The following is a 22,049-nucleotide window of genomic DNA, read 5'->3' on the forward strand; positions in this document are numbered from 1 at the left end:
CGCTGCTCGAACCAAAAGAGCCTTTCTGTAATGAGTTGTTGCATGCAAGTCTTCTTTTCAAAAAAAAAGATATGACCGAACAAGCAAGAACGGCACTCTTCATTTCGCACGCCACCCCAGAAGACAATCACTTCGTGCGCTGGCTAGGGGCAAAGCTCACGGCAATGGGATACGAAGTCTGGGCTGACGTCATGCGCTTGTATGGCGGTGTCGATTGGTCCCGAGAACTAGAACAAGCTCTCCGAAAGCGCGCGATTAAGGTGCTGTTGGTGTGTACGCCGAGCGGTCTCGAAAAGCGGGGCGTACGTAATGAGATTGAGATGGCGACGAACCTCGCCCGGCAGCTTGGTGACGACGCGTTCATTGTGCCGCTTCGGCTGGAATCCTACGAGGCCCCATTTCGTATCGCACATGCTCAGTACATTGACTTTAAGGGTAGCTGGGCACAGGGCTTGGCTGAACTGACGGGCCTGCTTCAAGAGCAGCAGGTCCCCAGGGGGGAGCCCGGCTCCATGCGGTCGTGGTTAGAGACCCATGCAGAGGGGGCGGCGAAATTGGTTGCAAAGTCCGAGCCGCTCGTCTCCAACTGGTTGTCAATTGAGAGCTGTGCTGAAACAATTTTCTATTGCGAGCCTCCAGTTGGTTCGACGCTGGAACGGTTCCAGCATCGACAGGCGCACGCGTGGCCCTGTGTGCCCCATCGTGCGGGCGTATTGACGTTCGCCGGCCCGGACGCCGACGGGGCCATGGGGGTAGACCTTCCTGGAAAGGTGGTAGCAAGCATTGCCACTGGAACATTTCTCAACGAGGGGTGGGTTGATTGCGGACTCACCCCGTATCAAGCCCAGGTGCTATATACGGACATCGCGTCGCAAGCCTTTGAACGCTACTGCGCTAAGAGAGGCCTTAAGGCCTACCAAGGGTCCGGGAAGCGACTGAGTTGGTGGGCAGATATTAAGACTGCACCTCTCGACATGGTCAAGTTCGACTGGGGCTACAGAAGCGGAGCCAGAAAAATCATTGGGCACTCCGATAAGCGAAGCGTCCATTGGCACTATGCCATCAATGTCCATTTGCGGACGTCGCCACTGCCCCACCTTCGGATAGCGGCTCGCCTGGTCTTCAGCGAGAACGGCATGGATGCTATCGAAGACAAACGTCGTTCCCACACACTACGCCGCTCTCTCGCAAAGGGGTGGCGAAATGCTCGCTGGCGAGACATGCTTTGCGCCTTCTTATGGTGGCTATCTGACGATAAGAACCACCTCAGGCTGCCGGTGACCGGCGGCGGTTATATCGTTGCCCGCATTCCGCCGATGCAGTTCGCGTGTCCTGTCCGCGTGGACGAGAAGAGCGGCGATGTTCTGGACGATGACGACCCGGACATCCCCATTAATGAATGGGATGACGAGTCGCTGACGGAGGAAGAAGAATGAGCCGGCCTACGGTTTGCCATATCGCCGAACCAACGTTAGCTTTCCGTTACGGGCAGCAGCTTGAATACACGCGGGATGGACTTTATCTGTATGGTCCGGTGGATGCGGAGGACACGCCTAAGCAAATTCGCTATGGCTTCATCGGCACGAAGGCGGGCCTTGAGCGATTCGAGAGATGGGCTGCCCAGGTTTCTTCTTTCATCGCCACGCCCGCTCCTCGGCGAGGGGCGAAAGAGATTGAGCCTCACCATGTTCCGTTTCCCGGCTTCTCTGAGGCCTTCAATGCCATTTGGTCAAAGAAGCCTACCAAAATCATTGCCGACATTGACGAAGAGGACCTACACCGACGCATTCACATTGCCAATCGGCATGAAGCAATAAAATCCGTGGTCGACGTCTTTGTCGAGCGTCTTGTCGCGGAACAGAAGCGCAGTGAGCATCCACCCAGCTTTTGGTACGTTGTTGTTCCTGAGTTTATTTACGAGCTTGGGCGCCCGATGTCCACAGTACCAAAAGGTGAAAGAGTCAGTGGCAAGGTCACCCTGAGAGAGCGTGATGCGCTCAAGCTGGCTGTCCAGCCGACGCTTTTCGGCGACGATGAGGTGGAGGTTGAAGTCTACAAATATGAAAAGAACTTTCGCAGGCAATTGAAAGCGCGCCTGCTTGACCACCAAGTAGTCACCCAGATAGTTCGCGAGAGCACCTTGGCCCCGCATGATTTCCTGAATGCAAAGGGCGAGCCGAAGCGACGGATAGAAGACCCGGCAACAGTAGCGTGGAAGTTATGCTCGGGCTCTTACTACAAGAGCGGTGGGCGTCCATGGCAGATTGCCAACATGCGTCCAAGTGTATGTTACGTTGGTCTCGTCTATAAGCGGCAAGACCAGGGTGGAACTTCTCGTCATTCAGTGTGCGCGGCTCAGATGTTTTTGTCGGATGGTGAAGGTGTAGTTTTCCGCGGGGCACTCGGTCCTTGGTTCCACCCAGACACCAAGCAGTTTCACCTGGACAGAGATGCGGCGATGCGCCTTATTGGCACGGTGCTCCAAGAGTACAGGACCCGTCATGGCGAAAATCCGAAGGAGCTCTTTGTTCACGCGAAATCGTCTTTCAGTGACGACGAGTGGGAGGGCTTCCAGGAGGCATGTAAAGGAACCTCGACCAATATCGTTGGCGTACAAATCGCTGATGCATGGGACCAATTGAAACTATTCCGACCCGGCGCCTATCCAGTCATACGCGGCACGGCGATGCTGACTAGCTCTAGGTCCGGGTTTCTATGGACATCTGGTTTTGTGCCTCGGCTGGGTACATACATGGGGCCCGACACGCCGAACCCGTTGATTGTAAGCATCAGGCGCGGAGAAGCAGCATTGCAGACTGTCATGAGCGATGTGCTTGCTCTCACGAAAATCAACTTCAATAGCTGTCTATTCAATGACAGGGAGCCAGTGACCATCCGATTTGCCGACGCCATTGGCGACATCTTAGTGGCAGCTCCGCTTGAGAGCGAGCCGATGCTGCCATTCAAGTTCTATATCTAACGAATCAATTTTCCACGGCTTCCCGATTTTGTCGACAAACATGAGGCGCAGTTTTGATTGCTAACGGGAGGAGGCGGGAAGTACAGCATGCTTAGACACTATCAGCTCGCTGCCCCCGGGGAAATGGCGAATAGGCAAACGCGAATCTGCAGAAGACATGCCAACAGGCTACGCCCGTTGATATGATGGCCACAGTCGTAGACTTTCGCTCGCCCTTGTGTGATGGGTTGTCCAAAAAAGATTGTGAGAGGGATGTTCCGGAATGAGCAACAACACAACGCTAACAATGCAAACCGTCACATCACGCAAGGAGGCTAAGAGACTCTTCTTTACTAATGGTCGGTATGTCACCCGTGGGAACCCGCGCAGCGGGGGGATTGCGTCAGTCTATCAGGCTACTGACACAGATACGGGCGGTACGGTGGCGCTCAAGGTGTTTAGGTCTGGAGAAGGCAGCGACGACGTCATCGAGGAATCCTTCCGACGGGAGGTTCAAGCCCTCTCTGATTTGAGACATCCGAACATTGTTCCGATTCTGGACTCGGGCAGGGATGAAGACAACGAGGCCCACTTCATTGTCATGCAGTGGGTGGAGCAAGACCTAAAAAGTTACTGTGACTCACGCAAGTTTGCTGACTGGCCAGACTACTTTCACACGATTGGTCGAGGCATCCTGGAGGCATTGGTCTACGCTCATTCTCACTCGACAGTTCACCGGGACATTAAACCGACCAACGTCCTGGTTACCTCTGATGGCCAAGTCAAGCTGTGTGACTTTGGCATCTCCAAGATTCGGGATTTTCTGGCTCCCGGAGTAACTTTAGCCCAGTTCGCATCAGCACCATATGCGCCGCCCGAGCTTGATGATGGCAGCTACAGCTATAGTCGAGATGTCTTCGGATTTGCTGCTCTGAGCGCCGCGCTCCTCAGCGACTCTCCGGTTGGCACGCATGATGACGTACTCGCTGCGTTGGAGGAGGCCCCAATCGAAGAGCCAGTAAGACGAGTGCTGCGGGCCTGCCTGTCCTTGAACACTCCTAGTGCCAGGCCACAAAATGCTGTAATGCTCCAGGCTGAGTTGGAGCGCGCTAACCCCGTGGCGTCCGCACCGCTTCTACCAATAGCCCTCATAGTCGTTACCAATCGCGTAAGAGCAATCGTGGAGTCCGATATGGGGCTTCGCGCCAACTTGGCGGAGGGCTTCCTCGAGCGGGACCTCGCAGAATCCAAAGGTGAGGACATCCCACCTACAGCTGAGCGTCCTGGCCGAAGCCTGCGAGTATATGGCGCAAAGTACGGCTATACCGTAGTTACGGACGAATCAGGAAGTAAGTTTCGCATTGTTGATGCGCTAGAGTTCGCCCCCTCCGACCTTGAACGGAAGCGGTCATTCGCTTGCGACCTTCAGGTCAAACTGTCCTTTTCAGGAGCCAACAGCCAGTCATCCCAAGAGGCCATCGAGGCGATGTATGAACGACTCTTGGTCTTTGCGGGTGACCAGAAGCAGCGGCGCATCGAAGAAAGAGAGCAAGCACTCTACAGGACCTGGCTGGGCCTATTGAGTGCCAAGACCGAATTGGAAAAGCAGCGGAAGGTTCGCATCCAATATACCAACCGAGAGGTTTCAGGGGAGTTCCTTCGGCTCGTTCCAAAGCCGGAGTCAGGTGCTGCTGCTCTATACGAGCAAGACGTCGCGATTGACGCAGGGATGCCTGGCACCTTCTTTGGCACCGTAACCTCAGTGAGCGATGCGGACATCATCATTCGCCCGAGCGAGCGAAACAAGCTCAACCCCTCTCTCGTCCCTGAACAAGGATTTGTTGAAACAGATTCTACGAAGTCCGACATTGCGCTCGACAAGCAGAAGTTTGCCGTTGAAGCAGTTCGCTACGGTCGGTCCGTAAATCCCGAACTGGGAAGACTCATTGTCAACCCAGCGGACGTTCAGGTTCCGGCACCGGTAGAGGTAGACTTCCTTCAGAAGGACATTGATGAAGACAAGAGAGATGCGGTTTTAACTGCCCTGTCTGGCCCGGACCTCATGATTGTAGAGGGTCCTCCTGGGACCGGGAAAACGACTTTCATCACTGAACTCGTTCGCCAAACGCTACGCGCCAACCCGAACGCGAGAGTGCTTCTGACGTCTCAGACCCACGTCGCCTTGGATAATTCCCTCGAGCGAATCGTGCGTAGCTCAGACGGAAGTATTAACGCTGTCCGCATCGGTCACGAATCCGACGAGCGAATTGCGAGCAGCACCCGTCGGCTATTGTTGGATGCCAAACTCCCGGAGCTCCGCCGCGCTGCGCTTGCATCCGGCCGAGCATTCGTCGAGCAGTGGGCCCTCGATAACGGGCTAAGTCTCAAGGAGACTCGAAGGGCGATGGCCCTTGAGCGGCATGCAGGGTTGAAGGTTCGACTAGAGAATGTCGAACGAGAACTGCAAGACTTGGCATACAAAGTCTCCGATGACTACCGTAAGACCCTCGACTCTGAAGCGCGTGCGGAGCTGGATGAGCAATATCAAGGCTTGAGCAAGGAGCGGGACGAGCTGGTCAAAGCCCTGCGGGAGTCTCTCAAGGACTTAGAGCTCCACGTGGAAACAAAGGAGGAGCTCAAAGAATTCTCAGAATGCTCTGCAGATGATTTGAGAGGTTGGGCCGAGGCATTTGCGGTAGGTACATCGACCGGTGGGCAACTCAAGGAAATGCTGCTCGCCCACGCCGACTGGGAGACGCGCTTTGGGCGAAGCCGCGAATTCAAGGCGGCCGTAATAGCGGCCTCACACGTGGTTGCTGGCACATGCCTAGGCGTTATGAGTATTCCGGGCAAGAACGAAATCGTATACGACCTCTGCATCGTAGATGAAGCCTCAATCGCCACGCCTACGGAAGTACTTGTACCCATGGCTAGGGCTAGGCGCACTGTCCTGGTTGGTGACAGCAAGCAGCTATCACCCTTTCAGGACCCAGACCTGCGCACTTCTGGCTTGCTTGAGCGATTCAAACTGAAAGCGGACGACCAGAAATCGACGCTGTTCAACCACCTTAGTGAGAACCTTCCCCAACAGTTGCGCAAGACACTAACAACCCAGCATAGGATGCTGCCTGCCATAGGTAATCTGGTATCGCAATGCTTCTATGGCGGTGAGCTCCAGAGCATCAATAGGCTCCCGGCTTCGCATCTTAAAGGGGCACTTCCCCTCTCTGTAACTTGGTACTCCACGAGCCGAAAGGTCAACCGTGCTTCTCGGCAGATTGGCACGTCACACTACAACGGCCTCGAAGTGGAATTCATCATCACGCTGTTGGGGCGAATCGACTTCTTCATCCAAAAGGGTAAAGGGAAAGGAAGGCAAATTAGCATCGCTGTCCTGACCGGTTATGGCGAGCAACGTCAGCGACTGCAAACGGCGATTGAAACCAAACGCCATGCTTGGGCGAGCTATAGCGAAATTTTCGTGAACGTGGTGGATGCGTTTCAAGGCCGCGAGGCAGATGTTGTCCTATTTTCAGTCACTCGTTCTGAGGTGAAAGGACTGGGCTTCCTTCGCGAGCTCGAACGTATTAATGTCGCCCTCTCCCGTGGGAAGGAATTACTGGCAATCGTAGGTGACCATCTCTACTGTCAAACGGCGCCTGGCGCAATGAACCCGCTGAAGGATGTTCTAGATTACATCCGCAGGAATCCGGAAACATGCAAATTGGAGGAACTTGCGCAATGACTTTGGAGAGCACGCTCAAAGAAGCTGCGACTGCCCGGCCTGGCTATGAGCTTTCAACCTTTAGGGAGGCGGGTCTTCCAGTATATGTCCTGACGCTGCGAATCTTGGTCTTGGAGCGCAAGCCGCTCGGACCTATCGATGAAGCCGTTCTACGGGCCGTCAAGGCTGGCCTTTCGGCCCCCGAGCACATTGTTGCATTCCTTGGTTTACCAGCGTCGGTCATTACACCGGTCCTTGCCGGCCTCAATACAAACGAGCTCATCAACTACTCCCGCGCCTTCGCCAGCGAATCGGCAAAGGTCACGCTATCCACCAAGGGTATGTCAGCGCTAGCTGAAGCATGCTCGGTTCGCCCCCAGGAGCGAATCGTGCGTGTGTGTATTGATGCGCTGACCAAGAAGCTTCTAGTCATCGCTCCCGAGCAGCTGTATAGGGCTCGCGAGATGAAGGACTTCGGGTACTTTGAAGTACCCAACTGCAACAGCAAGCGGTTAGAGGTAGGGGATATTCCTCTGGATGACTTCGACCGAATACTGCAACGGACCCAGGTCGGTGAAGAAAAGGGAGAGCTACTTGCGGTACGTCGCATCGAGCGACGTGAACTGCGCTACTTAAAATGCGTCACGCTGTTCTATCGAAGTCTTTCCAAACGAGAAGATATTGAAGTGGCATTCTGGAGGGACGATGGTCCGAGTCTAGAGCATGAAAACTGCTTTCGTGCTCTCGGTGGCCCAGAGTTGATTGGCTCGAATATTCTTGCGAATTCCGACCCCATCACTCCGGAAGCAGATTTTGCTTCGGCAAAGTCTGGTTCCGACTCGCTCCTCCCTCTCGGTTCCACACAGCCTAATGACCCCTCGGTTGCGACAGAAAAGCCATCGCAAGTCGTTGGAGATACCCTTCATTCCGTTCTTTGCCATGAGCATCCTGGCTTGCTCAAAGATGCCTTGCTAAAGGCGACGAGGAGGCTTCTTATCATTTCTCCATGGATTCGTCATCAAGTAGTCAACTGGGAGTTCATCGCCTCACTCGAGGCTGCGCTGCGGCGTGGCGTTCAGGTCTACATCGGTTATGGAATAGACGATGGCGAGGCTCAAAAAAACAATGCGGCTCAAAACAAGGTGGCAATTACGCCGCAAGCCAAGCGCGACCTGGAAGGCTTAGCTCGAAAATTCAAGAACTTCCGCTTTGTCTACGTCGGTAACACGCACCGAAAGTCATTGGTCTGCGATGATATTTTCGCAGTTACCACGAGCTTCAATTGGCTCTCTTACCGAGGGGACGGTGGCAAACCACGCGACGAGCGCGGGTGGGTTGTTCGCAAGAGGCACTACGTGGACATGCAGTTTAGGGATGACCTAACACTGCTCGAACACGGATACTCGGGCGCTCCCAAAAATTAGCCGTAACGCCAAACTTCGTGTCACCGTGCTTAGGTAGACCATCGAAATGCTCTTGTTCGCGCACGCGGATACACTAAGTGTGAACTTAACGAGCCGCTATGAGCATATTGCCAGAGTTGACCTGTAGCAAGCGAGAGGGCACTTGGATGTGTCCTCCAACGGCATCTCAGTGAGCGTTGGAATGGGAGCCTTGCCGTCAAAGCGCAGAGCGCTATATCCACGGCATCGTTTGACCTCAGCATCTTGGTCTCTACGGCTGCCAGAAGCTTGGCCGTTTCGGCTCTGGTGCATCAAGAATGGGGTCGGAGACTTGAACGAGAGGGTCGAGCCAATCTGCTTTCGCCCTTGCCCAGGCAAGCCAATCGGCTTGTTCAGAAGATAATCCACCTGCCGCAATGGCCTGTCTTTCTACCGCATTTGCATAGTTGCGAAGCGTCGATGCGCGCTCCCAGTTGGTCGCCAGTGATTCGAGGTGCTTGAAGCGCGCGACCTCGACATTCTTACGCGTTGTCAAGAATTCGTAGTGAGCCACGGCGCGTTGGTGAGCGTCTCTCCGGCGAGCGTCTTCCAACTCCTTGGCGTGGGTCTGCTGCGCCAAGGTTACGATTCCCGCAACGACTTCGCCCAGGCGCTTCTCGAGGCCCGTTCTAGGGGTATCCTTCCACGACCTTGACGGCCAGCGACCAACTTGGATTGTCAGAACTCCTGTTGATATGAAGTCATATCTTGGGACATCCGGAAATTTCACGGAGCTGTCCCAAGTGGAGCGGTCCCAGTAGCGCTTCCGTGCTCGCTCTTCCGCGGGAGTAATCTCGTGGGAGTTTCTCTTCACATGCTCGACGAGACAGAACGTCATCTTCGTGCCAGTTTCAACGCATTTGATGAGCGTCTCGCCCTGGTCGGGATTGACTTCAAATTCGAAGCCCTGTTTGGCCAGCGCCTTAATCAGGCTATCGACGATACCAAAGGTCCGACCGAGTGAGTTCTTCGTTACAGATAGGTTGAGAACCTCCTTCGGCGCGGAACACAGCAAAGTATTTTCTGGCCAGCCGTCCCGTTGACGTAGTCGCTCGGATGCAGCGCGAACGAGAGGGTGCAGAGAAGATGGTGTTTGTTCTGGTGTAGGCTCTACGTGCAGTTCCTTGCGCAGCCGCGCAGATGCTTTTCTCGTAGCCTCTCGAATTTCCGCTTGCTCTGGTGGAAGCTTGACCAGACCCGTGGCCACTGGGGTTGATTGTTTAAGTTCGGGAAGCGGTGCGCGGCCCATGACCTTCCCGGCTTTGATTTTTGCCCAGTACCCTCGACTCGGCAAGGGGATTGCAAATGTTCGGCAAATTTTGGCAAGTCCAACGTCCGATAGCCCGTAGCGCGGCGCAACAACGGTTACGGGGTCCGTCCACACTTCGTCATATAGTGTCTCTCGGTCGACTGGTCGATTTGTGTCCTTCACCGTTGCCTCCATCGTCGAGCCGCTGGCGTTACTCGGCACTCACCGTTCCTCAGGCCCGGCGTTCCGCAAGGCAACGCGTGACTGGCACCAACAATCGAATGACCGGGTTACCGGTGGCTCGCTGCGCCGTCCGGTGCGGTAAGCCAACACTACCTTGAATCCACCGTCAAACGGCCTACACTGCCATTCAAGCACACCTCAAGGGTGCTAATCACTGTTGCCGCTACAAGCAGAACTACGACACCTCGGCAGCATCCCTCCCCATCCTCTTTGCATAGGCGCTATCGCACGAAGCATTCGGTGCTCGACGCGTTCGCACACACCATCGACGAAAGGCGGCGCCGGCGTTGATGGTCGGCTACACGCTCTCAGCTCGGGGGCGCGAGCACTGCTGCATGCAAGTTGCCAACCAGAACGGCACTGACGCGATAGTTCCAAGGCAGACGTCCGATTAGCCGTGTCGTGCGGCAAGGGGGTACCTATGCCCATTTGGTCAGTCGCATCGGTTGAAGAGCAGCCTGATATAACGCTCCTCCGTTGGAGAGTCTTCGAGACTGAGCGACGGGAGCGCCATTTCGTCGGGTATTGCGTCGAGAATGGTTCAGGGCGTGTGAGCTCTGCAATCGCTTCCTTTGACTCCGTTTCAGGAGTGGGCATCACTCGCAGCGGACGACGGTACATCCTTTCCGGCCCTCCTGGTTTCAACGAAGACGCGCTACATGTGTGGAGCTTATGGGCTCGGTGCAATTTCGTTACCGACACGAAAGACGTTAGCGGTGAGTATTTGGCGCCCGCCCCAGGGTAGCGCATGAGGGGCACCACTATGCTAACAATTGCTAGCGTATGGGTAGTGCCGACAGGGGAGCGGCCACTGGAAGAATGGCGTGTGGTGGAGACTTACCGGGGCGAGCGCCACTTTATTGGCAAACGTCCAGGCGACGGCAGGTATTGTGTTACGCCTACCATCATTCGATTCAATCCAGAGACACTCATCGGAACAACGGCTTGTGGCCTCGCCTTTGCATTGAACGGAAGGCCGGGGCCAACAGGTGTCGCCGTTGAGGTGGCGGCCATGTACTCGGCATTCGACAAAAGATTGCTGGAGACCGCTGACGTCACTGACGAGTACTCGCGATACCTCCAACCTGACCTGTAAGAGCCTCTATATCGGAGCTTCAGTCGGTTAGGACCGGCGCGCCGAACTGACGCTCACAAACACGCTCGGCGACACGGAGACCACGTTGCCTCGCATTCGAGGCAAGAGTCTCGACGCCCGCTGTGAATCCCTTCGACTATTCAATCGTTGGCAAAGTGGGAGCACGAGATGGAAACCCATGACGTGCCCGAAGACTTTCCTCGCAGCACGATACCGGCCGTGGTTCCAGGCACGCAGCCGAAAACTTGCGCCATCTATTCCGGCGGAATCTACGTTGCCGGACAGACGGCCCAGGAGCGGTACGAACGCTGGCTCATTTGCGAAGACCTCGCCAGCCAGCTTGTTCCTATCGCCAGGAAGGATGCAGTTGCACATCCCAACTATCTGCCGAGTCAGACGCTCCAGCGCGTCCGTGGTGCTGTTGCACGCAAAGGGTGGGTATCGCCCGACGAGCTAGCTTGGATAGAACGGCGTTTGCGGGCCCTGCTTGGCTGGTAGCGACCTACCGCGGCCTTTGCCCGCCGGCACCTTTGGTTCGCTGGCTTGCGTGTAGGGGAGACGAAGTGGCTGGGGCCTTATCGGCACCAGCCCGAGATGTGGACCGTGCACGCACTCGACATTTCTGCCTTACGGACCCGTCGCGCTTGTGGCTGACTCCATAGGCCGCCGCCTCGATTTGAGACGATACCTCCAGCAGCGGCGGCACCATGCCTGGATAATTCTACGTCGGGTAGGGGCGAGCCTGCCGGTGCGCGATGCGCAATTTGCTCTTGCCTTTCGTTTGAGGCGGCATACACTTCAAGTGCGTGGTTTTACGTACCACGCCGTTGGCTGAGCAGAATCAGAACAATAGACGACGGCCTCTGTGTGAGAGCTTACGAGGCATTGGGTGCGCTCGCGCGTTCGATGTCCTTTTGGTCTACGAAGCGGTCCAACCCAACAACAGGCGCAAGTAGGGCCAACTGGAGGACCAGTGTGAATGGGAAGTCGCCGGCCGAAATCTGTGTATCGAGAGAGCTAGGCCCTGGTGAGACACCTAACTTCGCTAGGCGAAGCTCAAGCTTGCCGGCGTCAAGTTTGTGTGCAGTGAGTTCACGGAGGAAGATATGCCTTGCAGCGCTTTCCCAAGACTCGTGAGTTTCGAGGCATTCTTCCCATGATGGTGGGCACTCGGAATCAACCGCGCGCAAAACCTGAAGGAAGAACGCGAACCGGTACGCTCCACGTTGGATTTTGCTTTCGGCCGCTCTTAGCGATTCTGGGATTCCCATGGCACAGAGGGCTTTCGCAAGCTCTTCATAGCTGACTCCCTTGCGAGCAAGCAATCCTCGTGCTGTTCGCGACGCGAGGCGCGTCCACGGCGTGTCGACATGGCTCACGGCACAACCTTCTCATATAAGGTGAAACATCGCTCACGGTGTAAGCGGTGAACTGTCTCGAGGGTCGACTTCATATAAGCAGAACTCCACCAAAAGGAAGAAGCCGGACTTATCTAGGTCGACGACGGAGCAAGCATTACGGGATTCTAAGCCCGGATTGGGCATGAAGGCTTCTGCTTGCTTGCTGCGGCTCGTACAGCTTTTCAAGAGGTGTCGTTATGGGAATGGCGACCCTTTACCTCGGAGTCGACGGCGTCTTGCATCCCTCCGAGATTTCTCTCCATCGTGGTCAGACGCCGCACTTGCGTGTGCCAGGGCATGCGATATTCGAGAATAATCCGTTCCTGGAATGCGTCCTGCGTGCCTGCCCGACAACCCGCGTGGTTCTGCACAGCTGGTGGGTCTACTACCTTGGCTACAGGGCGACCGTAAGCCAACTCCCACTGACGGTCCAACAGAACGTAGTGGGCGCAACTCTCCCTGGAAACAAGGTGTTGCGACAAGGTGTGAGGCCGGTGTCATCGCGCCGGGAATGGCTTCGCGCTGACATGGAGAGAAGATGTCCAGACAGCCCGGTCTTGCTCGACTGCGATTGCAGCCAAATTGTCGCCAGGCTTACCGACCGAAGTTTGATATTGGATGGGAAGCGCGGCCTCGCGTCAGAGATGCTATGCGAGGCACTCATTGAGCTGCTAGATAAGGCTGCCAGGTAGCGGAGAAACGCAGGCGTCGTCAAGGGCGCCGCCGGGCGAGCGCGGTGAACTGCATCGGACCCTCTTGCGCACTTCAATTGCAATCGAGTACCATCCCCGCCGCCCGGTGATGTGCGGACCATACTCCTGGGCTCACAAATAGCCCCGAGCATGGAATATACCATGAAATGCCATTTTCTCAAGCGCTGTGACTGCGGCGCGGAAACGACCAAGGGAGACCCAGCACGACCAACTGACAACTGACCAGCAAACAAAAAACGGGAACAAGGCAGCAACCTTGTCCCCGTTCCATTTGAGCGTCCTCATAGAGGTGCATCAAACGCTTACACGCGCGCGTATGGTGCCAAGTCTATGGGGCGTTGTCAACCCCTGCCCGCTCGGTTTTCGAACCGAGCGAGGATGAAACTCGACCACATGCGGAACCATTCCTTTTGCCACCACCCGGATGTACAGCCTGTTCCTGGCGCTCAAGCGACGCGCCTCTCTAAGCGTCGGGCACGACGAGCTCTCGCGCCATGGGTTGCCACTGATGGGAAGTCAGTGGAGTTCGGCCACATTCATGCTGCTGCAGCAGCACTGGTCGTGCGAGGTGACGCATGAGCAGTGCAAGCGCAAGTGCCGCAAGCACTGGCAATGACATCCGGCGTTTGTCAAATGCCTCCCTATCCTGCGCGCCGCTGATTTCTGCTTGCAGGAATGGCGAGGAGCGACTCGCTGAACTCATGCAGTTCCGCGACACCAGCGAGGTGAAGACGCTGCTCCAGAACAGGGGCGTTCCGAACGACCATGAATTGTGGACCGCAAATTCCGCTCAGAAGCTCGATGCACTCTCGAAGCTGCCAAACGCATACCTACCTACAGATGAGAGCCTGACCTTCACCGAGTTGCTCTTAGCAAAGGTACGGAATGCTCTGTTCTCCAAGAACTTTGCTGACCAGAGATACCGGGAGTTTTTCTATGCCACCCGAGACGCGCTGCATGGAGGAAATCTGCGACCGCTTCCCGCAAACCTAAGTTCGCTCACTGGTGTGGGTATCAGCCTCTGCGGCCCTTCTCAAATGGGGCGTACAGCACTTCTTCAACGCATTCGCACGATTCTGAAATCTCCGTTCCAGGTTGAACTGGAGTCGCCGGGGCCCGCCATGATGTGGGTCATACCTTGCCTCAATCTGTCATATCCCTCATGCGGAACCCTGAATGGTCTCCTACGTGACCTCCGGGACAAAGTCGTGTCCGAAGTTGGCAGAGCAAATACGCCCGTCGGCGTGTTCTCAGAGCTTCGTGGACCTGAGGGAATTAATGCCGCAATATCGCTATGCATCTTGATGAACGTCGCACTTGTCGTTGTTGATGGAGCATGCGCTGAGTCAACGATGACCGGTAAGCCCCTTGAGGTTCTTGGCTTCCTGCAGAAATTGCAGCAGTACTCGGGTATTCCAGTTGTGCTCTCGGGCACCAGCCCCTTCATGCACGTAGCTGGAATGGCCGGAAGCACAAGCTCAAATCTCCTTTGTGGCCCGTCCCTTAACTTTGACCCGTTGCCTCAACCGAGCAGCAGTGCAACCGCGTCTGCGTCCCAGGCCGAACGAAAGGGGATTTGGCACCAGATGAATGAGTGGCTCTGGACTTTGGGGTTGTTCTCAAACGAAATCAAGATGCCAGATGAATTGCCACAGTGGACTCATCGCCTAACTATTGGGCGGCCTGGATGGCTGGTGCAAGGCTTCGAGGCGTTGCACGTTGAACTCGTAAAAAAGCCACATCTACTCGGCCCAGGAAAGCTGACCGAGGATGTCGTACGCAGAGTGTTCGAGGTGCGGCTGCGAGTGCACGCGGGGGCAAGACTTGTCGCAACCGAGTGCGCAATCAATGGCGACGTCTCCGACAAGACAGATTTCTTCAACTATATGGACCATCTACCCGCGGCCCTCTTTCGCCGCACGGGGTACAAGCAATGGCTCCATGAGTTTGCGAGGTGAGTCATGAGTGAATTGAGCTCTCATGTGTTTCTCGCTTCTCCTTTCCCGGATGGCGAGATTGTCAATTCATATCTTGGAAGGGCAAGCCAATTCAATTGCATCCCTTCAATTGCGCTCACCTGTCAGCGCTTGCTTGCCCGCAAGCCTGGACTCGACTTGATGCCGAGCGGCATGCGGCAGTTTCACCGGATGGTTGGCTACCTCTATGGCGAGCTCGATGCATTGATTCAGGACCATACGGGGTCATCGCTCTATTGCTGTGGACTCCCACTTGGCAAGCACGAGTCACAGCGTGAGCGTCTATTGGAAACAATCCCAGGACCAGTTCGTCTGTGCCGGCTGCCGGTGCTGTTTACTGAAACTGAAGGCGCTCGCATGGAGTGCCCAGAATGCCGCGACGAGCAAATCCGAGAATTCGGGTTTCCATTCGTCCACCGAAACACGATGGCGCCTTTTGTTTGCGCTTGCCCACGGCACCTCTGTGAACTTCGACTGATGCCGAAGGAACGGATATTTGACACTGTATGCAGGGGGAAGCTGACGCTGTATCAGCTGCAGGTTGCTCTTGAGTTCGCTGCTCGAGTTTCGAACTGCCTCGAGACCCCTCCACTAAAGTCCGGGTATCACAAGGACCTCCTGGTAGAGAAGCTTTGCGCTTCTGGATGGGCTAGCGAAGCTGGTCGGTTGCATCTCACCAGTTTGCTGGGCGAATTTCAGCGGTTCTTTGATGACGCTTTCGCCGATGCGCGGCTCAAAGCATTGACCCAGACAGCGACATACATCGAGGCCGCGATACGCTCGATTCTTAGGAGAGACCGCGCCATCCATCCCGTGTGGTGCGTGCTCTTCTCCTGGTTCGCTGAAAACTGCGAGTGCACGATACGCACGAAACCAAGGCTCAAGCGAGAGGTACGCGAGTTGCCGAAGGTCGAGAATCTAGCGGAGCTGTGCGAATTGCATGGCTCATTTGGAGCGGTTTCACGGCTGTTAGGTGTGAACGCTTCTGTTCTGACCTACATGGCAAGGCAAGACGGATACGAATCTTCGGGCCATAGGCGTATAGATAATTGGAAGTTCGGAGAAATTGAGGCCGCCCTTCGAGCGGGACAGAATCCCAGGGAGGCCGCTTCCCGCTTCGAGGTATCTCTCAGCACTGCATACAGAATTCTTGCTGCCACCGAGGGGACGGAGAGTGCGAGGACGCGTGCAACCAGGACGCGCACTGAGGCTGCCAAAACGCAATGGTTGCTGTTGCTGGAAGCTAATCCTTGCGCGTCATCCCAGGAGCTTAGAAAACGGCATTCGGCAGTTTGGGCTCAACTTCGCCGTAACGACGCACAGTGGCTCCGTGAGCATGTGCGTCGGGCCACCGACGCAATACGGCGAAGAAGACCCAGTAGGTTCCCTTCCCTTGTGGCCTCTCTTGGGCGAGCGCTCATAAGTGCACAGAAGCATTGCGAGGGAGGCGACAAGCCTCCTCAGAGGATGTCGCGCTATCGCTTGCAGGCGATGACAGGTATTAGCGAATACGCCATGCGCCATACGGACGAAATCCAGGCGGTGGGCGGATTGGAAGAATCCCGAGGGGCATTTGTTCGCCGTCGTCTGGCATGGGCACGCGCCAGCCTAGGTCCTGGGGCCGCGCTGAACTGGGCGCTAGCACGCACCGCGCGATTGAGGGTCGAAACGGTCCGAACCTATTCGTTCCACGACGGTTTAGAGCAGTAGGAGAAATACGTGATGACCTTGGGCTTTCAGGAATCAGTCTTGTTGCTAAACCACATTCAACCCGAGGAGGACGTAACGGGCTACGTTGCCAACCAATCGGCAAATCGCGCCGGCGCGATTTACTCATTGAACTCCCATGAGTTCCAGTTACATGGCGACCGGTTGGCGTGGGTGTATCCAACGAATCTCGAAAGACTTTCGTCTGCCTTTGATGGCGTGCTCCCTGATGTCGACACATTGATTGCCAAACATACCCGCTACCCTCTTTACGGTCCGTTTCAATCGCTTCAGGGCCGTAGGCGCCTATACGGGCATCACGCCGGAAATGCACAGCAAGGTGTTGCGGCGATTGTTGGTGCGGGTCCGGTCGGGATGCGCGGCAGGTTGGCAATTTGTCCACAGTGCGTGCATGAAGATGTGCGCGCTTATGGATACGCCACATGGCAACGACTGCATCTCATGCCAGGAATCTTCACATGCGCAGAGCACGAGCATCCGCTGCTCACGTTCTGTGACGCTTGTGATGCAGGGCACCGCCGTCATCGCTCAACTTGGCGTCCAACGGTGCGTTGTACGTGTGGAGATTCGCTGCGCCTGGTCGCCAACCTTGATAGCAAGGAGGAGGAAGTGGCGAACCGTGTTTCAAGGATGGCGTATCAGCTATTGCAGGGAAAAGTTGGTTGTCATCTTGATGAGCTTTCAGTGCCGAAGGCGTTGCGCAATCTTTTGCATGGGTGTGGCTCTGGAGTGCGTCGTGCTGGGGCGCTTGCAGAGCTCTTCATGAGCGAGATTGGGAAGGAGGGCATGGTGCGTCTCGGCCTGGGCAAGACGACTCTGCTCCGGCTCACGAATCCTGAGCACCCGCCAGTCCGAAATGCTGTAGTCAACATGACGACAATCGGTATCGCGTTCGGCAGCTGGGAGAAGATGGCAGCATTCGCTGAGCGAGTGGCGACACCTTGGAAGGCAACAGACGCAACCTATGACAAGACTGGTGGCAGTTCGCGACGTAGGCGAGGAAACCGATTTTTGTCGGCCGAGGAGTATGCAAAGCGATTCGAGCGTCAAGCTACCGATAAGGCTGCATCTGTCATATCTCAGTATCGGGAATGGTTGTTGCGCCACTTGGCCCGTAATCCGACCTTGCTCCGGAGTGAGGTCGAGAGACTGCCGAAAGGGAAATCCGCAGTGAGACACTTTCGCGCGGTTGACTCGGAATGGTACGACCAGGTCATGCCAGCAAAACTCGGTCAAGGCATCAACAATGAGCTGTCAAAAGCGCGGATGAGAACCAAGGTTGAGCAATTGCGACAGCGCATCCTAGAGCGGCGAGAAGAGTCCCACAGAGTGACGCCCTTCAGAAGGGTCACACGAGCATACCTGTTAAACAACTCAGCGACGGAGGCCGGTTCGACGATGGTGAATCGGTCGACGGAGATTGTCGCGACGCTGAAGTCATGCGTCGACAGCAACGAATCATGGAAGCAACGAGTTGTTCAACTCTTATCAACGCATGTCAGGAAGCTTTGCGCTAAGTCTGATTTCGGAGACCCAACAACATACGACGGATTGAAGCACCGGTCGCTCAGGGTACGAGTTGCTAGGGCGAGAAAATGGATAGAAGCATTCAAAGCATGATGTCGGAATTGGAGCAATCCCCTTCGCTGAAGGGAGAGCCACGGCAAGTTGAGGTCGGCAGCAGTGCGTCCCTTTCCAGCGCCAGAGATGAGTCTCAACGGCTAGGCCAGCTACGCTTGAGAGAGCTTGTTGGGAGCCCCGTACTTGAATGGCCACCGAGGCTGCCGGCTTATGACCCTCGTGGCATCCCGAGCGCAGGTGAGTTTGAGAGTTGGAAGGCCGCCCGGGAAGGAAAAACAGGACTCTCCGGTGATTACTTTGGCTTTAAGGTTGGGGGAAGTACTGCGTGCCATTCGGGTCTTGAAGCTAGGCTCCTTACCTACTTCGAGATGTGCCCGTACGTGATAGAGGTACGGACCCAGTATCCATCGTGGGACCCGGAGGTCTACTGGCGATACGCGAGTCGCGGACTTCCGCTCCCTAAGAATGCTGTGATGACTATCGATTTCATGCTTTGTCTCAAGATTCCAGGGCGTGCGGGGATTGTTTATCACGGTGTATCTGGCAAGCCTGAGGCGAAGCTGGACTTGCCAGACGTAAAGCGACGGCATGTGCGTGAGGCTGAGCGCATTGGAGCCTGGAGTGCATCTCATGAACCCATGACCGAGAAAACTATACCGGACCTGGAGTATGAGAATTACTGTCAAATGCGACAGTACATGAAATATACAAACGACATTTCTGGACACGTGGCGTGGGCAGAAGAATTAGCCAACGCCCTGGTGGTGACAACCGCAAGGGGGAGCGTTGACCGCGTTCTCGGTATGGTCGGCAGGCGTCTCGGATGGAACCTCACTTTCGCCTACAGGCTCTTCGGGATTGCATTCTTTCTCGGGCGGTTAGCATGGGACCATCGGTACGAGCTGTCTCCAACAGAGCCGATGATGTTACTGGGTTGCAAACAATGAGCAGGTGCGTCGAGTATGCAGTTGAGTATCTCTAGCCAGGAACCGGAATGGAACCGCTGACGCAAACTCTGTCCCCGCATTGGAACTGGGTACGTGTTGTTCGGGGTAAGGAGCTGGTCTTCCGATACATGTGCGAAGACAGCCAGTACGTTTGGGTTATGCGCATCGGCCGGTTCGAAACTGGAGGTCGCTTCGTTCCTGAGAAGCCGCCGAGCACGCCCGCATATCGGGAAAAGTGGAAGCGGCGGGATGTTGAGCGTCTTCGGCGTGAAGAAAGAATCAAGAAGGTCGCTGAACAAGGCATCCCCATACAGATGCGAGAGGCAGTTCCACCGGAGGATGAGGGGAAGAAACTGGAGCTAGAGTTCAAGCGGGAAGTCGTGTCATTCATTATGAACAAATGGGGACACTCCATCGTGCTTGAGTCGGCGTGTCGTATAGATGCGATTCAAGAGACTTTGTCCACTTTCGAGGTATCCAGGCCTTCTGTTGTGAAATGGACGGAGTTCTACCTCTTCTATGGAGGGCATCCAAATTCGCTAATAGACCAAGATTGGCGAAAAGGCGGCAAGGACGAGCCACGAAGAGGGCTTCGCGATGCGAATGGGCGGCCGGTCGTCATGGGGAGGCCGACAGACGCCGAACGGATTGACCCGAACACAAGCAGAAGGCGTAGTCGATTCACTCTTCGTAGGTACGAGGAGTTTCGAACCTTTGTCGAAGCCGAGGCGTGGGAAACGGACGACTCGATTCAGGTCATCGTGGATAGATTCGTCTTGACTAGAGAGGGGCATAACCGTGCCGAGGACGGCACCAGCCAGGCATTTCGTGTCGATGTGAAGCACCTTCCAAACCGCGATTACATGGAGAAGGTTGGACGGGAGCTGGTTAAGAGGTGTCGCCATGAGCGGGACAAGATGCGTAGCGAGGTTCCTGGATTTCCGCGGCAATTAGCCGGGGGGAACGCTCAAGATATTGTTCGGAGGAACTTGACGGTTTTCGACATCGACGCAACGGTTGCCGACCTCGACCTCTGGTACGGCGAAGACTTGATGCGCATTGACGGTTCCGGAGGGCCGACAGTTACGATTGCGGTAGACAGACGTAGCTCCGCTATTGTTGGATGGTATGTGACTTTTGGGACGGAAAACGGAGACTGTTACATAAACTGTGTGTTCTCGGCCTACACGTCTAAGGAGACTGAGCTGGAACGATGGGGTATGCAACACTTAAAGGGGATGGTTCACGGTTGTGCTGCACAGATATTCTGTGACCGTGGGCCAGGCATATCAAAAAAAGTGGTGGCCGCCGTCGTGAAGCGTCTACGGACTGATTCCATCATGGCTCGTCCAGGGGACGGACCCGGAAAAGGCCACGCTGAGCAAGTTATGGGAATGGCTCAGCGGGAAGTCGCGCATCTTCCTGGCTCAACCCATCCCACTGGAGATGAGGCACTAGATGCTAGACGCCGTCGTCGTAAGAAAAAGGATGCTGTTCTGGGTTTCCGCACATTCATGCAAGCGCTTCTTTCGGCTATTAGCAAGCGGAACCTGACGATGGACGTTCGACACTTGCTGACAGAAAAGATGCTTGAAAGCGGAGTGCGGCCAGTGCCCATTGAAATCTTCAAGTACAACATGAAGCAACAACGAGGGGATGCTGCTTGGGAGTGGCCGGAAGAGGTCATTTTTCGAAAATTGTGCGAAGAGATTAATGTTCCTGCGCCAGGAGGAATTGTCACGTTTGAGAAGCACGAGTACACCTCTTCGCTCCTTAAGGAGCTCGCAAAGCGTCATGAGAAGATGCATGGCGGGAAGAGCTTAGTCGTGAAAGCGTACCGCGTTCCTAATGCCCCACTGCACATGCGTTGGGAAGGTCCAGACGGAAAGCTTGAGCGCCTCGATGCGACGAAGCGAACTCGAATGCAATTCGGCGATTCGAGTTGGTGCCTGCATCGATTTATGAACATGGTAAAGAATAAGAGGTTCTCGGAAGCGAACCACGACGCGAGGAGTGCGCCATCAGTTTCCGAGACAGTCACGCCAGGAGTTATCAGTAAAGCGAAGCAGAGAAAGATGGCTGCGGCAGAGGCAAACGCATCAGTCTCATTCGCTGAGGGAGCACGTCAGGCGAGGAGTCAAGCGAAGGCTCGTATGGATGAGCACGATGCTAACCATCTCGATTGGAGACTCAACAGGACGGCGAATCCGGCTGTGCCGGAGCCGGATGAGGATGCGGTGTGGGACGTCTTGTCAGTTGATGACGAGCAGGAGCTCAAGATTGACTTCTGATTTTAGCGGCGCAAGCAAGGGTGGCAGACGCTGGCGCGTGTCACCTTGCGACTATGACCGGCGTAATCTATTTCGGGGGGAAGAATGGAACTTGGCTGATGGCGTTCTTGTGGGACGAATGTTGCCAGCGCTCTTTCGAGATTTGTATGCTCAAAGTTACCGTTGAAATTCTTTCGGCAGGGCAAAACGGCCGCGGCCGAGTAATAGCGACCGCGAAGCTTGGGCGGCTCAATAGTGGCGCAGCTCCCGACTATGTCTTGGAATTGCAAGAAGATTTGTACAACCATCCCGAGCGAGTGGTGATTAACAAATACCCAAGATTCGCGGCGTCAGTCTGGGACCTTGTTGCTCGCTCAATTGCCGTTGCCTTGACTGGTGAGGAGAAGCTCCCGCCTCGGCCTCAGCCATTGAAGGTCGCTGTTCATCGTTCCGGAAACACCGATTACGTTCGCCTGAGCGAGATACCCGAGCCGGTAGCAACAAAATTCAGAAAACGCATCGAGCATTCGGGTTGTCCCGTCATAGAAGAGGACCCAACGCCCATGGAGTGCGCCTACGCGTCAGATTGGGTCGACTTCCTGTCAGGTAGGAGATAAGCCATCGCTGATGGAGAGGAAGGACCTGCGTCCGGTGGGCATAAGCCTTTGTGGAGCTAGAGCCTGAAACTGTGGCTCTGTAGTTGTCCAACTATAGAGGCAAG

The 22,049-nt window shown here is 55.5% G+C and carries 14 protein-coding genes; 12 read left to right on the forward strand and 2 right to left on the reverse strand.

All coding sequences use genetic code 11. The annotated features are described in order from the left end of the window. Positions 1–71: 71 nt before the first annotated feature. The 4 genes from AC07UK_RS34590 (at position 72) to AC07UK_RS34605 (ending at position 8,107) form a co-directional block, all read left to right on the forward strand. Entirely contained in the window at positions 72–1,436 is a 1,365-nt protein-coding gene (locus AC07UK_RS34590; protein WP_494687526.1) for a toll/interleukin-1 receptor domain-containing protein, read from the forward strand. Beyond that, positions 1,433–2,980, forward strand: coding sequence for an argonaute/piwi family protein (locus AC07UK_RS34595; protein WP_494687525.1), 1,548 nt, complete (start codon positions 1,433–1,435; stop codon positions 2,978–2,980). Before AC07UK_RS34590 ends, AC07UK_RS34595 begins: the two co-directional genes overlap by 4 nt. Before the next feature lie 262 nt (positions 2,981–3,242). Next, positions 3,243–6,704, forward strand: a complete 3,462-nt coding sequence (locus AC07UK_RS34600; RefSeq protein WP_494687524.1) for an AAA domain-containing protein — start codon at positions 3,243–3,245, stop codon at positions 6,702–6,704. Beyond that, the gene (locus AC07UK_RS34605; RefSeq protein WP_494687523.1) at positions 6,701–8,107 is read left to right on the forward strand and encodes a phospholipase D-like domain-containing protein; all 1,407 of its coding nucleotides are present in this window, start codon (positions 6,701–6,703) and stop codon (positions 8,105–8,107) included. The genes AC07UK_RS34600 and AC07UK_RS34605 overlap by 4 nt, the downstream gene beginning before the upstream one ends. A gap of 250 nt (positions 8,108–8,357) precedes the next feature. On the opposite strand, the gene AC07UK_RS34610 is transcribed toward AC07UK_RS34605, so the two are convergent. Further along, positions 8,358–9,596: a hypothetical protein gene (locus tag AC07UK_RS34610; RefSeq protein WP_494687522.1), complete on the reverse strand. Its 1,239-nt coding sequence runs from the start codon at positions 9,594–9,596 to the stop codon at positions 8,358–8,360. A 1,285-nt stretch (positions 9,597–10,881) separates the two neighbouring features. Between AC07UK_RS34610 and AC07UK_RS34615 the strand changes: the two genes are divergently transcribed. Next, positions 10,882–11,211 (forward strand): hypothetical protein, encoded by a 330-nt coding sequence (locus tag AC07UK_RS34615; RefSeq protein ID WP_494687521.1) that lies wholly within the window; start codon positions 10,882–10,884, stop codon positions 11,209–11,211. A gap of 377 nt (positions 11,212–11,588) precedes the next feature. Here the strand turns inward: AC07UK_RS34615 and AC07UK_RS34620 are convergent, their stop codons facing one another. Beyond that, a complete protein-coding gene (locus AC07UK_RS34620) occupies positions 11,589–12,092 on the reverse strand; it encodes a DUF6471 domain-containing protein (protein WP_494687520.1) in 504 nt (167 codons plus the stop codon). Between the two features lie 224 nt (positions 12,093–12,316). Here AC07UK_RS34620 and AC07UK_RS34625 point away from each other — a divergent pair, with 224 nt between their 5' ends. The 7 genes from AC07UK_RS34625 to AC07UK_RS34655 all read left to right on the forward strand — a co-directional run bounded on the left by AC07UK_RS34625 (position 12,317) and on the right by AC07UK_RS34655 (position 21,945). Continuing rightward, complete coding sequence (locus tag AC07UK_RS34625; protein WP_494693908.1) at positions 12,317–12,805, forward strand: HAD domain-containing protein; 489 nt, start codon at positions 12,317–12,319, stop codon at positions 12,803–12,805. 596 nt (positions 12,806–13,401) lie between these two features. Continuing rightward, a complete protein-coding gene (locus tag AC07UK_RS34630) occupies positions 13,402–14,784 on the forward strand; it encodes a hypothetical protein (RefSeq protein WP_494687518.1) in 1,383 nt (460 codons plus the stop codon). 3 nt (positions 14,785–14,787) lie between these two features. Further along, complete coding sequence (locus AC07UK_RS34635; RefSeq protein WP_494687517.1) at positions 14,788–16,512, forward strand: TnsD family Tn7-like transposition protein; 1,725 nt, start codon at positions 14,788–14,790, stop codon at positions 16,510–16,512. A 12-nt stretch (positions 16,513–16,524) separates the two neighbouring features. Continuing rightward, positions 16,525–18,150 carry a TniQ family protein gene (locus tag AC07UK_RS34640; RefSeq protein WP_494687533.1) on the forward strand — a complete coding sequence of 542 codons (1,626 nt, stop codon included), beginning with the start codon at positions 16,525–16,527 and terminating at the stop codon, positions 18,148–18,150. A 434-nt stretch (positions 18,151–18,584) separates the two neighbouring features. Further along, complete coding sequence (locus tag AC07UK_RS34645) at positions 18,585–19,058, forward strand: PDDEXK family nuclease (RefSeq protein WP_494687516.1); 474 nt, start codon at positions 18,585–18,587, stop codon at positions 19,056–19,058. Between the two features lie 47 nt (positions 19,059–19,105). Continuing rightward, positions 19,106–21,349 (forward strand): TnsB C-terminal domain-containing protein, encoded by a 2,244-nt coding sequence (locus AC07UK_RS34650; protein ID WP_494687515.1) that lies wholly within the window; start codon positions 19,106–19,108, stop codon positions 21,347–21,349. Between the two features lie 146 nt (positions 21,350–21,495). Further along, the gene (locus tag AC07UK_RS34655; protein WP_494687514.1) at positions 21,496–21,945 is read left to right on the forward strand and encodes a hypothetical protein; all 450 of its coding nucleotides are present in this window, start codon (positions 21,496–21,498) and stop codon (positions 21,943–21,945) included. Positions 21,946–22,049: the final 104 nt, after the last annotated feature.

This window comes from Cupriavidus sp. GW821-FHT07C08, from assembly GCF_059419025.1.

Bases quoted from the DNA above. Each gene is read 5' to 3' on its own strand.
- AC07UK_RS34590 (WP_494687526.1), top strand. From the start codon at position 72: ATGACCGAACAAGCAAGAACGGCACTCTTCATTTCGCACGCCACCCCA.
- AC07UK_RS34655 (WP_494687514.1), top strand. From the start codon at position 21,496: ATGCTCAAAGTTACCGTTGAAATTCTTTCGGCAGGGCAAAACGGCCGC.
- AC07UK_RS34640 (WP_494687533.1), top strand. From the start codon at position 16,525: ATGACCTTGGGCTTTCAGGAATCAGTCTTGTTGCTAAACCACATTCAA.
- AC07UK_RS34615 (WP_494687521.1), top strand. From the start codon at position 10,882: ATGGAAACCCATGACGTGCCCGAAGACTTTCCTCGCAGCACGATACCG.
- AC07UK_RS34625 (WP_494693908.1), top strand. From the start codon at position 12,317: ATGGCGACCCTTTACCTCGGAGTCGACGGCGTCTTGCATCCCTCCGAG.
- AC07UK_RS34605 (WP_494687523.1), top strand. From the start codon at position 6,701: ATGACTTTGGAGAGCACGCTCAAAGAAGCTGCGACTGCCCGGCCTGGC.
- AC07UK_RS34600 (WP_494687524.1), top strand. From the start codon at position 3,243: ATGAGCAACAACACAACGCTAACAATGCAAACCGTCACATCACGCAAG.
- AC07UK_RS34650 (WP_494687515.1), top strand. From the start codon at position 19,106: ATGGAACCGCTGACGCAAACTCTGTCCCCGCATTGGAACTGGGTACGT.
- AC07UK_RS34635 (WP_494687517.1), top strand. From the start codon at position 14,788: ATGAGTGAATTGAGCTCTCATGTGTTTCTCGCTTCTCCTTTCCCGGAT.
- AC07UK_RS34595 (WP_494687525.1), top strand. From the start codon at position 1,433: ATGAGCCGGCCTACGGTTTGCCATATCGCCGAACCAACGTTAGCTTTC.
- AC07UK_RS34645 (WP_494687516.1), top strand. From the start codon at position 18,585: ATGACTATCGATTTCATGCTTTGTCTCAAGATTCCAGGGCGTGCGGGG.
- AC07UK_RS34630 (WP_494687518.1), top strand. From the start codon at position 13,402: ATGAGCAGTGCAAGCGCAAGTGCCGCAAGCACTGGCAATGACATCCGG.